The organism is Burkholderia sp. AU44665, assembly GCF_030504405.1.
GTDB lineage: Bacteria > Pseudomonadota > Gammaproteobacteria > Burkholderiales > Burkholderiaceae > Burkholderia > Burkholderia semiarida.
Map to the genome: position 1 here is coordinate 43566 of NZ_JAUJRI010000019.1, position 15496 is coordinate 59061.

General features: G+C 67.2%; 12 protein-coding genes. 4 read left to right on the forward strand and 8 right to left on the reverse strand.

Translation table 11 applies throughout. The annotated features are described in order from the left end of the window. Positions 1-10: 10 nt before the first annotated feature. From QZM15_RS27155 to QZM15_RS27165, 3 genes are all read right to left on the reverse strand, one after another. Positions 11-1699, reverse strand: a complete 1689-nt coding sequence (locus QZM15_RS27155; protein WP_275905555.1) for a ShlB/FhaC/HecB family hemolysin secretion/activation protein — start codon at positions 1697-1699, stop codon at positions 11-13. A gap of 590 nt (positions 1700-2289) precedes the next feature. Then, positions 2290-2844, reverse strand: coding sequence for a single-stranded DNA-binding protein (locus QZM15_RS27160; RefSeq protein ID WP_059575676.1), 555 nt, complete (start codon positions 2842-2844; stop codon positions 2290-2292). Positions 2845-2940: 96 nt separating this feature from the next. Then, positions 2941-4134 (reverse strand): MFS transporter, encoded by a 1194-nt coding sequence (locus tag QZM15_RS27165; RefSeq protein WP_302107603.1) that lies wholly within the window; start codon positions 4132-4134, stop codon positions 2941-2943. 264 nt (positions 4135-4398) lie between these two features. Between QZM15_RS27165 and uvrA the strand changes: the two genes are divergently transcribed. Together uvrA and QZM15_RS27175 are read left to right on the forward strand one after the other, a co-directional pair. Beyond that, positions 4399-7284, forward strand: a complete 2886-nt coding sequence (uvrA, locus tag QZM15_RS27170; RefSeq protein ID WP_059642614.1) for an excinuclease ABC subunit UvrA — start codon at positions 4399-4401, stop codon at positions 7282-7284. A 222-nt stretch (positions 7285-7506) separates the two neighbouring features. Next, the gene (locus tag QZM15_RS27175) at positions 7507-8589 is read left to right on the forward strand and encodes an AI-2E family transporter (RefSeq protein WP_059575670.1); all 1083 of its coding nucleotides are present in this window, start codon (positions 7507-7509) and stop codon (positions 8587-8589) included. 93 nt (positions 8590-8682) lie between these two features. Here QZM15_RS27175 and purU read toward each other — a convergent pair whose 3' ends face one another. From purU to QZM15_RS27200, 5 genes are all read right to left on the reverse strand, one after another. Then, positions 8683-9567, reverse strand: coding sequence for a formyltetrahydrofolate deformylase (gene purU, locus QZM15_RS27180; RefSeq protein WP_302107604.1), 885 nt, complete (start codon positions 9565-9567; stop codon positions 8683-8685). Positions 9568-9638: 71 nt separating this feature from the next. Next, a complete protein-coding gene (locus QZM15_RS27185; RefSeq protein ID WP_059642785.1) occupies positions 9639-10502 on the reverse strand; it encodes an NUDIX hydrolase family protein in 864 nt (287 codons plus the stop codon). A 5-nt stretch (positions 10503-10507) separates the two neighbouring features. Further along, positions 10508-11122: a LysE family translocator gene (locus QZM15_RS27190; RefSeq protein ID WP_059575668.1), complete on the reverse strand. Its 615-nt coding sequence runs from the start codon at positions 11120-11122 to the stop codon at positions 10508-10510. A gap of 76 nt (positions 11123-11198) precedes the next feature. Beyond that, the gene (locus tag QZM15_RS27195) at positions 11199-11765 is read right to left on the reverse strand and encodes an adenine phosphoribosyltransferase (RefSeq protein ID WP_059575666.1); all 567 of its coding nucleotides are present in this window, start codon (positions 11763-11765) and stop codon (positions 11199-11201) included. A gap of 77 nt (positions 11766-11842) precedes the next feature. Continuing rightward, the gene (locus QZM15_RS27200) at positions 11843-13849 is read right to left on the reverse strand and encodes a monovalent cation:proton antiporter family protein (RefSeq protein WP_059642787.1); all 2007 of its coding nucleotides are present in this window, start codon (positions 13847-13849) and stop codon (positions 11843-11845) included. Positions 13850-13974: 125 nt separating this feature from the next. Between QZM15_RS27200 and kdsD the strand changes: the two genes are divergently transcribed. Both kdsD and QZM15_RS27210 read left to right on the forward strand, forming a co-directional pair. Continuing rightward, positions 13975-14958: an arabinose 5-phosphate isomerase KdsD gene (gene kdsD, locus QZM15_RS27205; RefSeq protein WP_059575664.1), complete on the forward strand. Its 984-nt coding sequence runs from the start codon at positions 13975-13977 to the stop codon at positions 14956-14958. After that, positions 14958-15494, forward strand: a complete 537-nt coding sequence (locus QZM15_RS27210; RefSeq protein ID WP_059575662.1) for an HAD family hydrolase — start codon at positions 14958-14960, stop codon at positions 15492-15494. Before kdsD ends, QZM15_RS27210 begins: the two co-directional genes overlap by 1 nt. Positions 15495-15496 lie beyond the last annotated feature (2 nt).

Below are 15496 nucleotides of genomic sequence, written 5' to 3' on the forward strand. Positions count from 1 at the left end.
GTCCAGACGCTCAGAAATACTGAGTCGCCTGAAACCAGATTCGCGGCGAGCCGGCGGACGACGCCAGCCCTTCGCTTGAGGCGAACGGCCAGGCGGCCGCCACCGTGACTTGATGCCCCTTCCCGTACCAGCCCGCGCCGAACCCCGCGGCCTGCATGCGGATGATGTTGGTGTCCTTGAACACGCGATGCTTGTTGATGCCGACCCGGCCGGCGTCGACGAACGTGCTGACCCGCCAGCCGGGCGCCACCGCATACCGCAATTCCGCGCTCGCCTGCCACCCCTGATCGCCGCTGCCTGAGCCGAGCGTGTAGGCGCGCACGCCGTACGGGCCGCCGAGGCTGAACTGCTCGGACGCGTCGAGATTGCCCGACGACAGTTGGCCGCTGAACTGTGTGTAGAACTGGAAGCGCGAGCCGAGCGCCTGCAGGCGCATCACGCTGACGCCGAGTTTCTTGAAGGTGCCGCGCGTCTTGACGAACCCCTGCGCGCCAAGCACGTCGGCCGTGCGCAGGCGGCCCGCGCCGGCCGACACGGAGAAGGCGGTGGTGCCGCCGCCGAGCAATGCGTCGTCGCCGTTGCCGCTCAGCGTGAAAGTCCATAGACCGACGTTCTTGTCGTCCTGTATCTGGAACGCGCGATAGTCGTCGTGAAGGTTCTTGTTCTCGTATTGGAGTTGCGCGTTCAGGTTGAACGCGCGGCCGCGCAGCAGCGGCTGAACGACAAATGCGCTCTGGATGTTGGCGCGGCTGTGAAGATCGAGTTCCTCGAAGCCTTCGCCGACCTTCGAATGCAGATTCGAGTAGCCGACGCCGACGCGCGTCGACCACGGCCCGACCGGCAACTGGTACGACGCGCTGTAGTAGCGCTGCAGCGTGTCGCTTCCCATGCCGCGCAACGTGAGCCGATCGCCGATGCGCAGCGGCGAATTGACCGCGATGCTGCCGGTAAGCCGGTAGCGCCCCGTCGACAGGTTGCCGTAGTTGTCCGCCTCCAGCGTTCCCGTCGCGATCGGCCCGGGATCGGCGTCGATCACCAGATCGGTCGAGCCCTGCGTGCGCCCCGAGCGCAACGTGCCCTTGGCGTCGACGCCGGGCAGGTCACCGACGAGCAGCAGGCTGCGCGCCAGATCGGCGCCGCGCACCGCCTCGCCCGGACGCAGCGCGGACAGCGGCTGGCGCACCACGCCGTCCAGCACGCGCGAGCGGTTATGGAGTTCGATCCGATCGTAGCGGCCTTCCAGCACGTCGATCCGGACGACGCCGTCGTCGATGTCCTGACGCGGCAGATAGGCGCGCGCGAGCACGTAGCCATGCTCGCGGTAGTAGGAAGTGATGCGAGCCGCAGCCGCCTGCAACTCGCCAAAACTCAGCTCCCGCCCGGTCAGGTCCTGGAGGAGCGGCTCGAGCTGCGCCGACGTGAACACCCGATTGCCGCCGATCGCGAACGCGCGGACCGTCACGCGCGGCCCCGCATCGACGCCCTCAGGCGCGGGTGCGGCCTGCTCCGTACGCTCGATGCTCAACTCGGGCGCCGACGCGGCCGGGAGCGCCGGGCGCACGGATTCGATTTCGCGCATCGACTGGCCCGCGTTCGGCAACTGCGAAAACGCGACACCGGGCAGGAACAGCCCCATCGCCGCGCAACAGCCCAGCGCGTATGGAACACCGCCGCCGAGGCCGGCAACGGGCGCGCGCACCGCCGCTGGCCGTGCGTCTCGATGATGCGTGACGCCTGGATGCCGGGTCGCAAGAAAATACCAGAAGCCTCGGCCGTAACGATCCATTATCAATTCGGTAAACCACCATTTGCATTCGCTACCGAATCATAATTTTCAGTCCTATCAAGATAAATAATACAAGTACGATTTATTTCTATAAAAACGAAATCCTTCGATAAATTCCTAATACTCCCCGAAAAAACTGCACATCATTCGGCTTTCTTGTCGACTGCCGCCGCCCGATTCCATCACCGACATGTCCGCCCCGGCCGTCGGAATCAGACGGTGTCCTAACGATACTGGCGCAACAAGGTCCTCTAGCGTCGATCGGGCATGCGAAAGTGAAGGAATGCGGACCGCGTACAGGCCGTCCGGACAATTGATCAGCCGGAGACGTGGCCCAGCGCGAAAGCGCTACCTGCCGCCGCTATTCGGGGCGAATGTTCCCGAAGCAAAATAAAAATCGCCGCAGAAAATCGAATCAGATTTGATCCGCCATGGGCTAAAAAGGCTAAAAAAAACCCCGCCAAAAGGCGGGGTCGATCTTTACAGCGTTTGGTTGCGAGATCTCAGAACGGAATATCGTCGTCCATCTCGTCGAAGCCGCCGCCTGCCGGCGCGCTCGGACGGCTCTGGCCGCCGCCACTTGCCCCGCCGCGCGCCGCGCCGCCGGCACGACCGCCGCCGCCACCGCCACGCTCCATCTGCTCGCCGCGACCGCCGCCGCCACCGCCGTAGCCGCCGCCATAACCGCCTTCGTCACCGCCGCCACCGCCGCCGCCCGAACCGCCGCGGCCGCCGAGCATCTGCATCTGTTCGGCGACGATTTCGGTCGAGTAACGGTCCTGGCCGTCCTGGCCCTGCCACTTGCGCGTGCGGATGCGGCCTTCGATATAGACCGACGACCCCTTCTTCAGGTATTCGCTGACGATTTCCGCCAGACGGCCAAAGAACGCGACGCGATGCCACTCGGTCATTTCCTTGAAATCGCCGCTTGCCTTGTCCTTGTAGCGGTCGGTCGTCGCGAGGCGGATGTTCGCAACCGCGTCGCCGCTCGGCAGGTAACGGACTTCAGGATCGGCGCCGAGGTTGCCGACGAGGATGACCTTGTTGACGGATGCCATGTGTTTCTCCAGTAAATTCGATGCCGGGCCGCCGCGACAGCCGTCGGAGCAGCCCGCCGGGGGAGCCGGCGAACGCCGCCGGCGCCTACCCGACAATCAGGTTCCGGCCTTGCGCGGCGGCGCTTTCATGTTGGCCGCGATTATAAGCCACGCGGCCACGAGCCCCGAACACGTGTAGAACACGGTGTTCGCGCCGCCGTGCTTCAGCAGCCAGCCGCCCACGATGCCGCCGAGCGCGAGCCCGATCGACTGCGTGGTGTTGTAGACGCCCGTGGCCGCGCCCTTGCGCGAACCCGGCGCGAGCTTCGACACGAGCGACGGCTGCGACGCTTCCAGGATGTTGAACCCGAGGAAGTAGACGAAAAGGATCGTCGCCACAATCAGGATGGTATGCGGCGCGCTGCCCAGCAGCAATTGACCGATCAGGATAGCCAGAATGCCGCCGAGCAGCACCGGCTTCATCTTGCCCCGTTTTTCCGCGACGATGATCGCCGGCACCATCATCACGAACGCGAGCCCCATCACCGGCAGGTACACCTTCCAGTGCGCGGCGACCGGCAGCCCGCCGTCGACCAGCAGGCGCGGCACGACGAGGAACAGCGCCGTCTGCGTCGCATGCAGCACCAGCACGCCGAAGTTCAGGCGCAGCAGCTCGACGTTGTGCAGCACCTCGGCGAACGGCGCGGGCACGTGCACGGGCTTCGCCGCATCGGGCACGATCCACAGCACGACGCCGATCGCGAGGATCGACAGCACGCCGACGATCGCGAACAGCCCGCTCATCCCGACCCAGTGGAACACGATCGGCGCGCCGACGATCGCGACCGCGAACGACACGCCGATCGAGCCGCCGACCATCGCCATCGCCTTCGTGCGGTTCTGCTCGGAGGTCAGGTCGGCGATGAACGCGAGCACCGCCGACGACACGGCGCCCATGCCCTGGATCACGCGGCCGACGATGATCCACGTGATGTCGTGCGCGAACGCGGCGACGAAGCTGCCGAGCGCGAAGATCACGAGGCCTGCGGCGATCACCGGCTTGCGGCCGAACTTGTCGGACGCCCAGCCGTAGAAGATGTAGAACAGCGACTGCGTGACGCCGTAGGCCCCGAGCGCGATCCCGACGAGCAGCACGTTGTCGCCGCCCGGGATGGTTTTCGCGTAGACCGAAAACACCGGCATGATCATGAACAGGCCGAGCATGCGCAACGCGAAGATCGCCGCGAGCGACGTGGTCGCGCGCAGTTCGGGCGCAGTCATGCGGGAAGACGTGGCAGACGGATTGGACATCGGGAATGAATTTCGAATGATCGGAATGTCCGCCCGGCAGCGGGCGGCGGAAGATCAGGGCCGGTGGCCTGGCGGCCTTTCGGGCGACACGTCGGGGCCGGATGCGGATGGCCTGCGGGCCGCCCGGAACCGTGCGGCGCGACCGCTTTCCCCGGCGCAGGTGTCGCCTTGCTGCCACCTGCCGCAAGGGCTGGGGGCCGTAAACGACGGTCTCGAAAAGCCGTTATAGTAGCAGGTTTGGTTTCCTCCATTTTCGCCAGGTTCATGGAACAGATCCGTATCCGTGGGGCACGCACCCACAACCTGAAAAACGTCAATCTCGACCTGCCGCGCCACAAGCTGGTCGTGATTACCGGGTTGTCCGGGTCGGGCAAGTCGTCGCTCGCGTTCGACACCCTTTATGCCGAGGGCCAGCGCCGCTACGTCGAGAGCCTGTCCGCCTATGCCCGCCAGTTCCTGCAGCTGATGGAGAAACCCGACGTCGACCTGATCGAGGGGCTGTCGCCGGCGATCTCGATCGAGCAGAAGGCGACGTCCCACAACCCGCGTTCGACCGTCGGCACGGTCACGGAAATCCACGACTACCTGCGACTTTTGTACGCACGTGTCGGCACGCCGTACTGCCCCGATCACGACATCCCGCTCGAGGCGCAGAGCGTGTCGCAGATGGTCGACGCGGCGCTCGCGCTGCCCGAGGAAACCAAGCTGATGATCCTCGCGCCCGTCGTCGCCGATCGCAAGGGCGAGCATGTCGAGCTGTTCGAGGACATGCAGGCGCAGGGCTTCGTGCGCTTTCGCGTGCGCTCGGGCGGCGGCGCCGCGAACGAAGGCGCCGCGAAGATCTACGAGGTCGAGTCGCTGCCGAAGCTGAAAAAGAACGACAAGCACACGATCGACGTCGTCGTCGATCGCCTGAAGGTGCGCCCGGACATGAAGCAGCGGCTCGCCGAATCGTTCGAAACCGCGCTGCGCCTCGCCGACGGCCGCGCGATCGCGCTCGAGATGGATACCGACAAGGAGCACCTGTTCAGCTCGAAGTTCGCGTGCCCGATCTGCTCGTACTCGCTGCAGGAGCTCGAGCCGCGCCTGTTCTCGTTCAACAACCCGATGGGCGCGTGCCCGGAATGCGACGGCCTCGGCCAGATCACGTTCTTCGACCCGAAGCGGGTCGTCGCGCACCCGTCGCTGTCGCTTGCCGCCGGCGCGGTGAAGGGCTGGGACCGCCGCAACCAGTTCTACTTCCAGATGCTGCAGAGCCTCGCGGCGTTCTACGAATTCGACATCGACGCCGCGTTCGAGGATCTCCCCGAAAAGATCCGCAAGGTGCTGCTGTTCGGCTCGGGCAAGCAGACGATTCCGTTCTCGTACATCAACGAGCGCGGCCGCACGACGATCCGCGAGCACGTGTTCGAAGGGATCATCCCGAACCTCGAGCGCCGCTACCGCGAGACCGATTCGGTCGCGGTGCGCGAAGAGCTGTCGAAGTACCAGAACAACCAGCCGTGCCCGTCGTGCGACGGCACGCGCCTGCGCCGCGAGGCGCGCCACGTGCGGATCGGCACCGGCGACCATGCACGCGGCATCTATGAAATCAGCGGCTGGCCGCTGCGCGACGCGCTCGGCTATTTCGACGGGCTGACGCTCGACGGCGCGAAGCGCGAGATCGCCGACAAGGTGATCAAGGAAATCGTCGCGCGCCTGACGTTCCTGAACAACGTCGGGCTCGACTACCTGTCGCTCGAGCGCAGCGCCGAGACCTTGTCGGGCGGCGAGGCGCAGCGCATCCGGCTCGCGTCGCAGATCGGCTCGGGCCTCACGGGCGTGATGTACGTGCTCGACGAGCCGTCGATCGGCCTGCACCAGCGCGACAACGACCGCCTGATCGCGACGCTCAAGCATCTGCGCGACCTCGGCAACTCGGTGATCGTCGTCGAGCACGACGAGGACATGATCCGCACGGCCGACTACGTCGTCGACATGGGCCCCGGCGCCGGCGAGCACGGCGGCGTGGTGGTCGCCGAAGGCACGCCGAAGCAGGTGCAGTCGAACCCGCAGTCGCTGACGGGCCAGTACCTCGTCGGCAAGCGCGTGATCGAGTACCCGGACGAGCGGCTCGCGCCCGATCCGGAGCGGATGCTGCGCATCGTCGACGCGCACGGCAACAACCTGAAGCACGTCGATCTCGATCTGCCGGTCGGCCTCCTGACCTGCATCACCGGCGTATCGGGCTCCGGCAAGTCGACGCTGATCAACGACACGCTGTATCACGCGGTCGCGCGCCACCTGTACGGCTCGGCCGCCGAGCCGGCGCCGCACGAGGCGATCGAGGGCCTCGAGCACTTCGACAAGGTGATCAACGTCGACCAGTCGCCGATCGGCCGCACGCCGCGCTCGAACCCGGCCACGTATACGGGTCTGTTCACGCCGATCCGCGAGCTGTTCTCGGGCGTGCCGACGTCGAAGGAGCGCGGCTACGATCCGGGCCGCTTCTCGTTCAACGTGAAGGGCGGCCGCTGCGAATCGTGCCAGGGCGACGGCGTGCTGAAGGTCGAGATGCACTTTTTGCCGGACGTCTACGTGCCGTGCGACGTGTGCCACGGCAAGCGCTACAACCGCGAAACGCTCGAAGTGCAGTACAAGGGCAAGAACATCAGCGAAGTGCTCGACATGACGGTCGAGCACGCGTACGAGTTCTTCAGCGCGGTGCCCGTCATCGCGCGCAAGCTGAAAACGCTGCTCGACGTCGGCCTCGGCTACATCCGTCTCGGCCAGTCGGCCACGACGCTGTCGGGCGGCGAGGCGCAGCGCGTGAAGCTGTCGCTGGAGCTGTCGAAGCGCGACACCGGCCGCACGCTGTACATCCTCGACGAACCGACCACCGGCCTGCACTTCCACGACATCGCGCTGCTGCTGGAAGTGATTCACCGGCTGCGCGACCAGGGCAACACGGTCGTGATCATCGAGCACAACCTCGACGTGATCAAGACGGCCGACTGGGTGATCGACCTCGGCCCCGAAGGCGGCGCCGGCGGCGGCCAGATCATCGCGCAAGGCACGCCCGAGCAGGTCGCGAAGACGAAGGCGAGCTTCACCGGCAAGTACCTCGCGCCGCTGCTGAAGCGTCCCACCCGCAAGGTCGCGGCCGGCTGACGCCCCGTTCCGCCGTTCCCGCGCGCGGCCGCCCGGCCGCGCGCCCCCTCGTTTTCCCTTCTGCGTTTACACCACGCGCCAAACGGCCCGTTTGCGGACCATAATGGCAGCTATACTTTACGGTCGTAAGGTTCGCCATCCGCACCAATCCGGTGCGGCGCCGGGCGGCCCGCGCTCTGCCGCGCGCTCCGCGGCACGACACACGGACGACAGGAATCCACGATGGAGAAGCAACAAGAGTCGCGCGACACGCAGAACCGCGAGCCGCACCTGCGCAGCGTGCGGCTGACCAGCGACTTGAGCCTGCCGAAGCTGTCGGCACTCGAGATCGGCAGCTATCTCTTCGCGCTCGTCATGATGTGGCTCGTCCTCGAGCTGCGGCTGCTCGGCGGAATGCTGGCCGGCCTGCTCGTCTATCAGCTGATCCACACGATCGCGCCCGTGATCGAACGCCATACCACCAGCATGCGCGCGCGCTGGGTCGCCGTCGTGCTGCTGTCGATCGCGATCGTCGGCGCGCTCACCGGCCTGACGCTCGGCATCATCGAGCATTTCGAGCACACGGTGCCGAACCTGCAGAGCCTGCTCGGCCAGCTGATGCAGATCGTCGAGCAAACCCGCGCGCGCACGCCGGCCTGGATCGCGAACCTGCTGCCCGTCGACGTCGAACAGATGAAGACGAAGGCGGCCGTGCTGATGCATTCGCACATGGACCAGCTCCAGCAAAGCGGCAAGAGCGTCGCACGCGGCTTCGGCCACGTGCTGTTCGGGATGATCATCGGCGCGATGATCGCGATCGGCGTCGAGCAGGGCAAGGTGCGCCGGCCGCTGTCGACCGCGCTCGTCACGCGCGTGTCGCGCTTCGCCGACGCGTTCCGCCGGATCGTGTTCGCGCAGATCAAGATCTCGGCGATCAATGCGGCCTTCACCGGCATCTACCTGCTCGTCGCGCTGCCGATCTTCCACCAGCGGCTGCCGCTGTCGAAGACCCTCGTGCTCATCACGTTCATCGTCGGCCTGCTGCCGGTGATCGGCAATCTGATCTCGAACACGCTGATCGTCGCGGTGTCGCTGTCGGTCAGCATGGGCACCGCGATCGCGTCGCTCGCGTTTCTCGTGGTCATCCACAAGCTCGAATACTTCCTGAACGCGAAGATCATCGGCGGCCAGATCGAGTCGCGCGCGTGGGAGCTGCTGCTTGCGATGCTGATCATGGAAGCCGCGTTCGGGCTGCCGGGCGTGATCGCCGCACCGATCTTCTACGCGTACCTGAAACGCGAGCTGTACCTGCTGCGGCTGATCTGACGCCGCCCGCTCGCCAACGGCAAACGAAAACGCCGCGCCCCGTGAAGGGCGCGGCGTTTTTGCTTGTTGAGCGGGCGTTCCGCGGCCGACGGATCAGCGGAACACGACCGTCTTCGTCCCGTTCAGCACGATCCGGTGCTCGACGTGCCACTTCACCGCCCGCGCGAGCGTCACGCACTCGACGTCGCGGCCGATCGCGGTCAGCTGGTCGGGCGTCATGCTGTGGTCGACGCGCTCGACTTCCTGCTCGATGATCGGGCCTTCGTCGAGATCGGTCGTCACGTAGTGCGCGGTCGCGCCGATCAGCTTCACGCCGCGGTCGAATGCCTGGTAGTAAGGCTTCGCGCCCTTGAAGCTCGGCAGGAACGAATGGTGGATGTTGATCGCGCGCCCGGCGAGCTGCTCGCACATGTTCGGCGACAGGATCTGCATGTAGCGCGCGAGCACGACGAGATCGGCCTGGTGCTCGTCGATCACTTCCAGCACGCGTGCTTCCTGCGCGGCCTTCGCAGCATCGGACGAACCGCCGACGAGCGGGAAGTGATGGAACGGAATGTTGTAGCTCGCGGCGAGCTGGTAGAACTCCTTGTGGTTCGACACGATCGCCGGGATCTCGATCGGCAACTGGCCGGTGCGATAGCGGAACAGCAGGTCGTTCAGGCAGTGGCCGATCTTCGACACCATGATCACGATGCGCGGCTTCACGGCCGCATCGTGCAATTCCCAGCGCATCGAGAACTGCTCGGCGAGCGGCGCGAATTCGTTGCGAAGCGTGTCGAGCGCCGACGCGGCATCCACGCCGCCGCCGTCCTGCTCGAAGTGCACGCGCATGAAGAACTCGCCGGTGCGGCTGTCGCCGAACTGTGCGGAATCGAGGATGTTGTTGCTGCGCTCGAACAGGAAGCCCGAGACCGCATGGACGATGCCGTGCCGGTCGGGGCACGACAGTTTCAAGATAAAGCTGTGATCGGTCGGCATGACCGCGACTCCCATTGTTTCCGTATTCGTCAAATTGCCCGTTCGCGCCGCCAGGCCGCGCGCGGCGCGCGTCATGCGCCCGGCACGAACAGCGCGTCGATGCCGGCCGCGTCGGCCGCCGCAAGCCAGCGGTGGCGCAGCAGCGTATCGAGCGTCGCGAGGCTCGCATCCATCGTCGCGCGGCCTTCGCGCAGCCAGCCGATCACCTCGGGCACGCCGGCCAGCAGGTGCTCGGCCACTTCGCCGTCCTGGTTGCGCGGCGCGAAGTCGTGCGGCAGCGGCAGGTCGTACACGAAGATCAGCTCCGACTGCGTGCCTTCCGGCAGCGAGTTCAGCACCTGCACCGTGCGGCCCGCGATCGCGCGCGCCGCCAGGTCGGCCGGAATGCCGGCTTCTTCCCAGCACTCCTTCGCGAGCGTCTCGTGAACGCCCAGCCCCCAGCCGATCCCGCCCGCGACGACGTTGTCGAGCATGCCGGGGTCGGTGGCCTTGGTCTCGCTGCGGCGGCCGAGCCACATCTTCGGCGCGGCCGCGGCGGGCTCGCCGGGCGTAACCGCATATTCTACGATGCCGTTCACGTGCACCGCATAGGTCTGCGTGCCGAAGAAGCGCGACGCCGCGCGCTCGATGTACGCGAGCGGCGGATCGTCGAAGCGGTTGCGGATCGCGTAGATCTCGTCGCGCCAGCCGGGAATCGCGCCTTCCGCCGCGAGCGCGCCGATCGCGCCGGCCAGCGCCATGCTGCGCGCATCGACCGAATCGTAGCGCGCCGACAGCACGACGCGCTCGCCGGTCAGCTCGAACACGTCGGGCCAGCGCGCGAGCTTCGCGACGTCCTGGCGGCGCACCCAGCCCACCGCCTGGCCGGCGATCTCGAAACGCAGGTGCGCGGCCGGATCGAAGCGGCGCGCGGCCGCGATGCACGGAAACGTCATCGCGCTCAATCCTTCAGCGCGACGCGGATGCCGATCGCGATGAACGTCGCGCCGGCGATCCGGTCGAGCCACACGCCGGCCTTCGGGCGGCGCTTCAGCCATGCGCCGATCATGCCCGCGCCGACGCCGAACAGCGAGAAGACCGCGGCCGTCTGCAGCATGAACAGCGCGCCGAGCTCGAACATCTGCAGCGTCACGCCCTGCGCGCCGTGCGGATCGACGAACTGCGGCAGGAACACGACGAAGAACAGCGTGACCTTCGGGTTCATCAGGTTGCCGATCACGCTCTGCCGGAAGATCGTGCCGAGCGGCTGCGGCGGGCGCGCATGCGCGTTCGCGAGGCCCTGGCTGCGCAGCGCCTTGATGCCGATCCACACGAGGTACGCGGCGCCCGCGAGCTTCAGGATCTGGAACGCGACCGGCGACGAACGCAGCACGGCCGCGACGCCGAGCGCCGCGAGCGTCGTGTGGAACAGGATCCCCGCCGTGAAGCCGAGCGCGGCGACGAAGCCGGCCGCGCGGCCCTGCGAGATGCCGCGTGCGAGCACCTGCAGGTTGTCGGGACCCGGCGCGAACGTGATCGCGATCGACGTGGCGAGAAACAGCATGAAGTTGGGCATCGTGAACCTCGCTGCGGAAGGTGAACCAGGCGCGAACCAGCGCAAACCGGGGCGGCGGGCCCCGACGGACCGGCGTTCAGTGGCCGGAGAATTCGGTAACGGTATAGACGGGCAACCCGGCGTTGCGCAGCAGCGCCGAGCCGCCGAGATCGGGCAGATCGATGATCGACGCACCTTCGACGACCACCGCGCCGAGCCGCTGCAGCAGGTTGCGCCCCGCCATCATCGTGCCGCCGGTCGCGATCAGGTCGTCCATGATGATCACGCGGTCGCCGGGGCGGCACGCATCTTCGTGGATCTCGACCGTCGCGCTGCCGTATTCGAGATCGTACGATTCCGAACGCGTCTTGTACGGCAGCTTGCCGACCTTGCGGATCGGCACGAAACCGACGCTCAGCTCGTACGCGACGATCGGCGCGATGATGAAGCCGCGCGCGTCGAGGCCCGCGACGTAGTCGAGCTTCGCGTCGACATAGCGTTCGACGAACAGGTCGACGAGGATGCGCAGCGCCTTCGGGCTCTGCAGCAGCGTCGTGATGTCGCGGAACTGCACACCCGGCTGCGGCCAGTCCGGCACCGTGCGGATCTGGCTGTGGATGAAGGCGACCGGATCGAGCGGTGCGCCCGGCGACGAATGCGGCATGAAACTCTCCGAAAAAAACGGTGCGCGAAGATCGGGCACCGTTTCTGATCAATACGGGTCGGGTTGCGAATCGCGGCTCACGCAGCCGCGGCCGGCGGATCGCGCCGATGGCGCGACAACCGCTCCTCCGCGAGCGCGAGCGCCTCGGGCAGCCCGCGCAGCACCACGATGTCGCTCGCGCGCAGCTTGGTCTGCGGATCGGGTTCGACGCCGCGGATGCCGTGGCGGCGGATCGCCGTGACCTCCAGCCCGAGCGCGTACAGCCCGAGTTCTTCCAGCGACCGCCCGACCGCGTCCGCGCGCGCATCGACCGGCACCGATTGTAGCCGCACCTGCTCGTGATCGTCGTCGTCCGCGTCATCGGCGCCGCGGAAATAGCCGCGCAGCAGGCTGTAGCGCTCGTCGCGCATCTCCTCGACGCGCCGCACGACCTTGCGCATCGGCACGCCGACCAGCACCAGCGTGTGCGACGCGAGCATCAGGCTGCCCTCGACGATCTCCGGAATCACCTCGGTCGCGCCGGCCGCCAGCAGCTTTTCGAGATCGGCATCGTCGACGGTGCGCACGATCGCCGGCAGCGTCGGCTCCAGCTCGTGCACGTGATGCAGCACGCGCAGCGCGGACGGCGTGTTCGCGTAGGTGATCGCGACGGCCGCCGCCCGGTGGATACCGGCCGCGACCAGCGACTCGCGGCGCGCGGCGTCGCCGAACACGACCGATTCGCCGGCCGTCGCGGCCGCGCTCACGCGATCGGGGTCGAGGTCGAGCGCGACGTACGAAATGCCTTCCTGCTCGAGCATGCGCGCGAGGTTCTGCCCGGCGCGGCCGTAGCCGCAGATGATCACGTGGCCGCGCTGCTTGAGGCTTTGCGTCGCGATCCGCGTCATCTGCAGCGACTGCTGCATCCATTCGGTCGACGACAGCCGCATCACGATGCGGTCGGCGTTCTGGATCAGGAACGGCGCGGCGAGCATCGACAGCAGCATCGACGCGAGGATCGCCTGCAGCAGCGTCGAGTCGACGAGATGCCGGTCGAGGATCAGGTTCAGCAGCACGAAGCCGAATTCGCCGGCCTGCGCGAGGCCGATGCCCGTGCGCATCGCGACGCCCGGCGTCGCGCCGAACAGCCGCGCGAGCCCGGCGATCATCGTCGCCTTGAACAGGATCTGCCCGACGAAGAAGCCGAGCACGATCAACGGATGCTCCCAGATCACGCGTGGATCGAGCAGCATCCCCGTCGTCACGAAGAACAGCCCGAGCAGCACGTCGCGAAACGGCTTGATGTCTTCCTCCACCTGATGGCGGAACGGCGTCTCGGAAATGAGCATCCCGGCGATGAACGCGCCGAGCGCGAGCGACAGCCCGAAGCGGTCGGTGATGAACGCCGCGCCGAGCGTGACGAGCAGCAGGTTCAGCACGAACAGCTCCTGCGAGCGGCGCCGCGCGACCACGTTGAGCCAGCGCGTCATGAAGCGCTGGCCGATGACCAGCAGCAGCGCGAGCGCGATCACGATCTTGACCGCCGCGAAGCCGAGCGTGAGCGCGAGATCCTTCGACGATTCGGCGCCGAACGCGGCGATCACGATCAGCAGCGGCACGACCGCGAGATCCTGGAACAGCAGCACGCCGAAGATGTTGCGGCCGTGCTCCGTCTCGATCTCGAGCCGCTCGGCGAGCATCTTCGACACGATCGCCGTCGACGACATCGCGAGCGCCCCGCCGAGCGCGATGCTGCCCTGCCACGTGATGTGCACCCAGTGCTCGAACAGCGCGCCGAGCACGAGCGCGAGCAGGAGGGTCGCGACGACCTGCAGCAGGCCGAGCCCGAACACGAGCCGCTGCATCGCCCTCAGCTTCGCCAGCGAGAATTCGAGGCCGATCGAGAACATCAGGAACACCACGCCGAACTCCGCGAGGTGCTCGGCCCGTTCGAGATCCGCCGCGACGCCGAATGCGTGCGGGCCGACCAGGATGCCGACGGTCAGGTAGCCGAGCATCGGCGGCAGGTTCAACGAGCGGAATACGACGACGCCCACCACCGAGGCCAGCAGCAGCAGCAGGGTCATTTCGAGCGGGGAAATCACGGGCGAAGCGTCCTCGTTCGTCGGGGCCACGGCAATGCGGGCGCGGGTGGTGGCGGTGGACACGCGACATCGGACGAGTCCGAAGGCGCGGCGCGGCGAACAAACGCCTTTGCTATACTCCGCGCATGATAGCGAAAATCAATGATGACCGGGCGCTCGCGCTCGCCCGCGACGTGCTCGACATCGAGGCGGACGCCGTGCGCGCGCTGCGCGACCAGCTCGACGGCGGCTTCGTCCAGGCCGTGGCGCTGCTGCTCGGCTGCCGCGGCCGCGTCGTGGTCTCGGGCATCGGCAAATCGGGGCATATCGCCCGCAAGATCGCGGCCACGCTGGCCAGCACCGGCACGCCGGCCTTCTTCGTCCACCCTGCCGAGGCCAGCCACGGCGACCTCGGGATGGTCACCTCCGACGACGTCTTCATCGGCATCTCCTATTCCGGCGAATCGGAAGAACTCGTCGCGATCCTGCCGCTCGTGAAGCGGATCGGCGCGAAGCTGATCGCGATCACGGGCCGTGCGGAGTCGAGCCTCGGCACGCTCGCCGACGTGAACCTGAACGCCGCGGTCTCGAAGGAAGCATGCCCGCTGAACCTCGCGCCCACCGCGAGCACGACCGCCGCGCTCGCACTCGGCGACGCGCTCGCCGTCGCCGTGCTCGACGCGCGCGGCTTCGGCTCGGAAGATTTCGCGCGCTCGCATCCGGGCGGCGCGCTCGGCCGGCGCCTGCTCACCTACGTGCGCGACGTGATGCGCTCGGGCGACGACGTCCCGGCCGTCGGGCTCGACGCGACGCTATCGGACGCGCTGTTCCAGATCACCGCGAAGCGCCTCGGCATGACGGCCGTGGTCGACGCCGACGGCAAGGTCGCCGGCATCTTCACGGACGGCGACCTACGCCGCGTGCTCGCGCGCGACGGCGATTTCCGCACGCTGCCGATCACCGAAGTCATGACGCGCGAGCCGCGCACGATCGCGCCGGATCACCTGGCGGTCGAGGCCGTTGAACTGATGGAGCGCCACCGGATCAACCAGATGCTGGTCGTCGATGCCGACGGCGCGCTGATCGGCGCGCTGAACATGCACGACCTGTTTTCGAAGAAGGTGATCTGATGAGCGCAGCGCTGACTGCGGCCGAACGCGCGAGCCGCGTGAAGCTGATGATTTTCGACGTCGACGGCGTGCTGACCGACGGCGGCCTGCTGTTTACCGCGGCCGGCGACACGATGAAGTCGTTCAATTCGCTCGACGGCCACGGCGTGAAGCTGCTCGGCGAGGCCGGCATCGCGACCGCGATCATCACGGGCCGCCGCTCGGACATCGTCGCGGCGCGCGCGAAGGAAATGAAGATCGCGCACCTGTTCCAGGGCGTCGAGAACAAGCTCGCCGTGTTCGCCGACCTGATCGCATCGCTCGGCCTGACGGCCGACGCATGCGGCTACATGGGCGACGACTGGCCCGACCTGCCGGTGATGCTGCGCTGCGGCTTCGCCGCGGCCCCCGCGAACGCGCACCCCGAGGTGATCGCCCGCGCGCACTGGGTCGCCGAGGCCCGCGGCGGCCACGGCGCGGTGCGCGAAGTCTGCGATGCGGTCCTGCGCGCGCAGCGCCGCTACGACGCGCTGCTCGCCGCCGCCTGCGGAGCCTGACC

Excerpts from the sequence above, each read along its gene's own strand:
- QZM15_RS27175 (WP_059575670.1), top strand. The coding sequence starts at position 7,507 with ATGGAGAAGCAACAAGAGTCGCGCGACACGCAGAACCGCGAGCCGCAC.
- QZM15_RS27195 (WP_059575666.1), bottom strand. The coding sequence starts at position 11,765 with ATGCCGCATTCGTCGCCGGGCGCACCGCTCGATCCGGTCGCCTTCATC.
- QZM15_RS27190 (WP_059575668.1), bottom strand. The coding sequence starts at position 11,122 with ATGCCCAACTTCATGCTGTTTCTCGCCACGTCGATCGCGATCACGTTC.
- QZM15_RS27185 (WP_059642785.1), bottom strand. The coding sequence starts at position 10,502 with ATGACGTTTCCGTGCATCGCGGCCGCGCGCCGCTTCGATCCGGCCGCG.
- QZM15_RS27210 (WP_059575662.1), top strand. The coding sequence starts at position 14,958 with ATGAGCGCAGCGCTGACTGCGGCCGAACGCGCGAGCCGCGTGAAGCTG.
- purU (WP_302107604.1), bottom strand. The coding sequence starts at position 9,567 with ATGCCGACCGATCACAGCTTTATCTTGAAACTGTCGTGCCCCGACCGG.
- QZM15_RS27165 (WP_302107603.1), bottom strand. The coding sequence starts at position 4,134 with ATGTCCAATCCGTCTGCCACGTCTTCCCGCATGACTGCGCCCGAACTG.
- uvrA (WP_059642614.1), top strand. The coding sequence starts at position 4,399 with ATGGAACAGATCCGTATCCGTGGGGCACGCACCCACAACCTGAAAAAC.
- QZM15_RS27160 (WP_059575676.1), bottom strand. The coding sequence starts at position 2,844 with ATGGCATCCGTCAACAAGGTCATCCTCGTCGGCAACCTCGGCGCCGAT.
- kdsD (WP_059575664.1), top strand. The coding sequence starts at position 13,975 with ATGATAGCGAAAATCAATGATGACCGGGCGCTCGCGCTCGCCCGCGAC.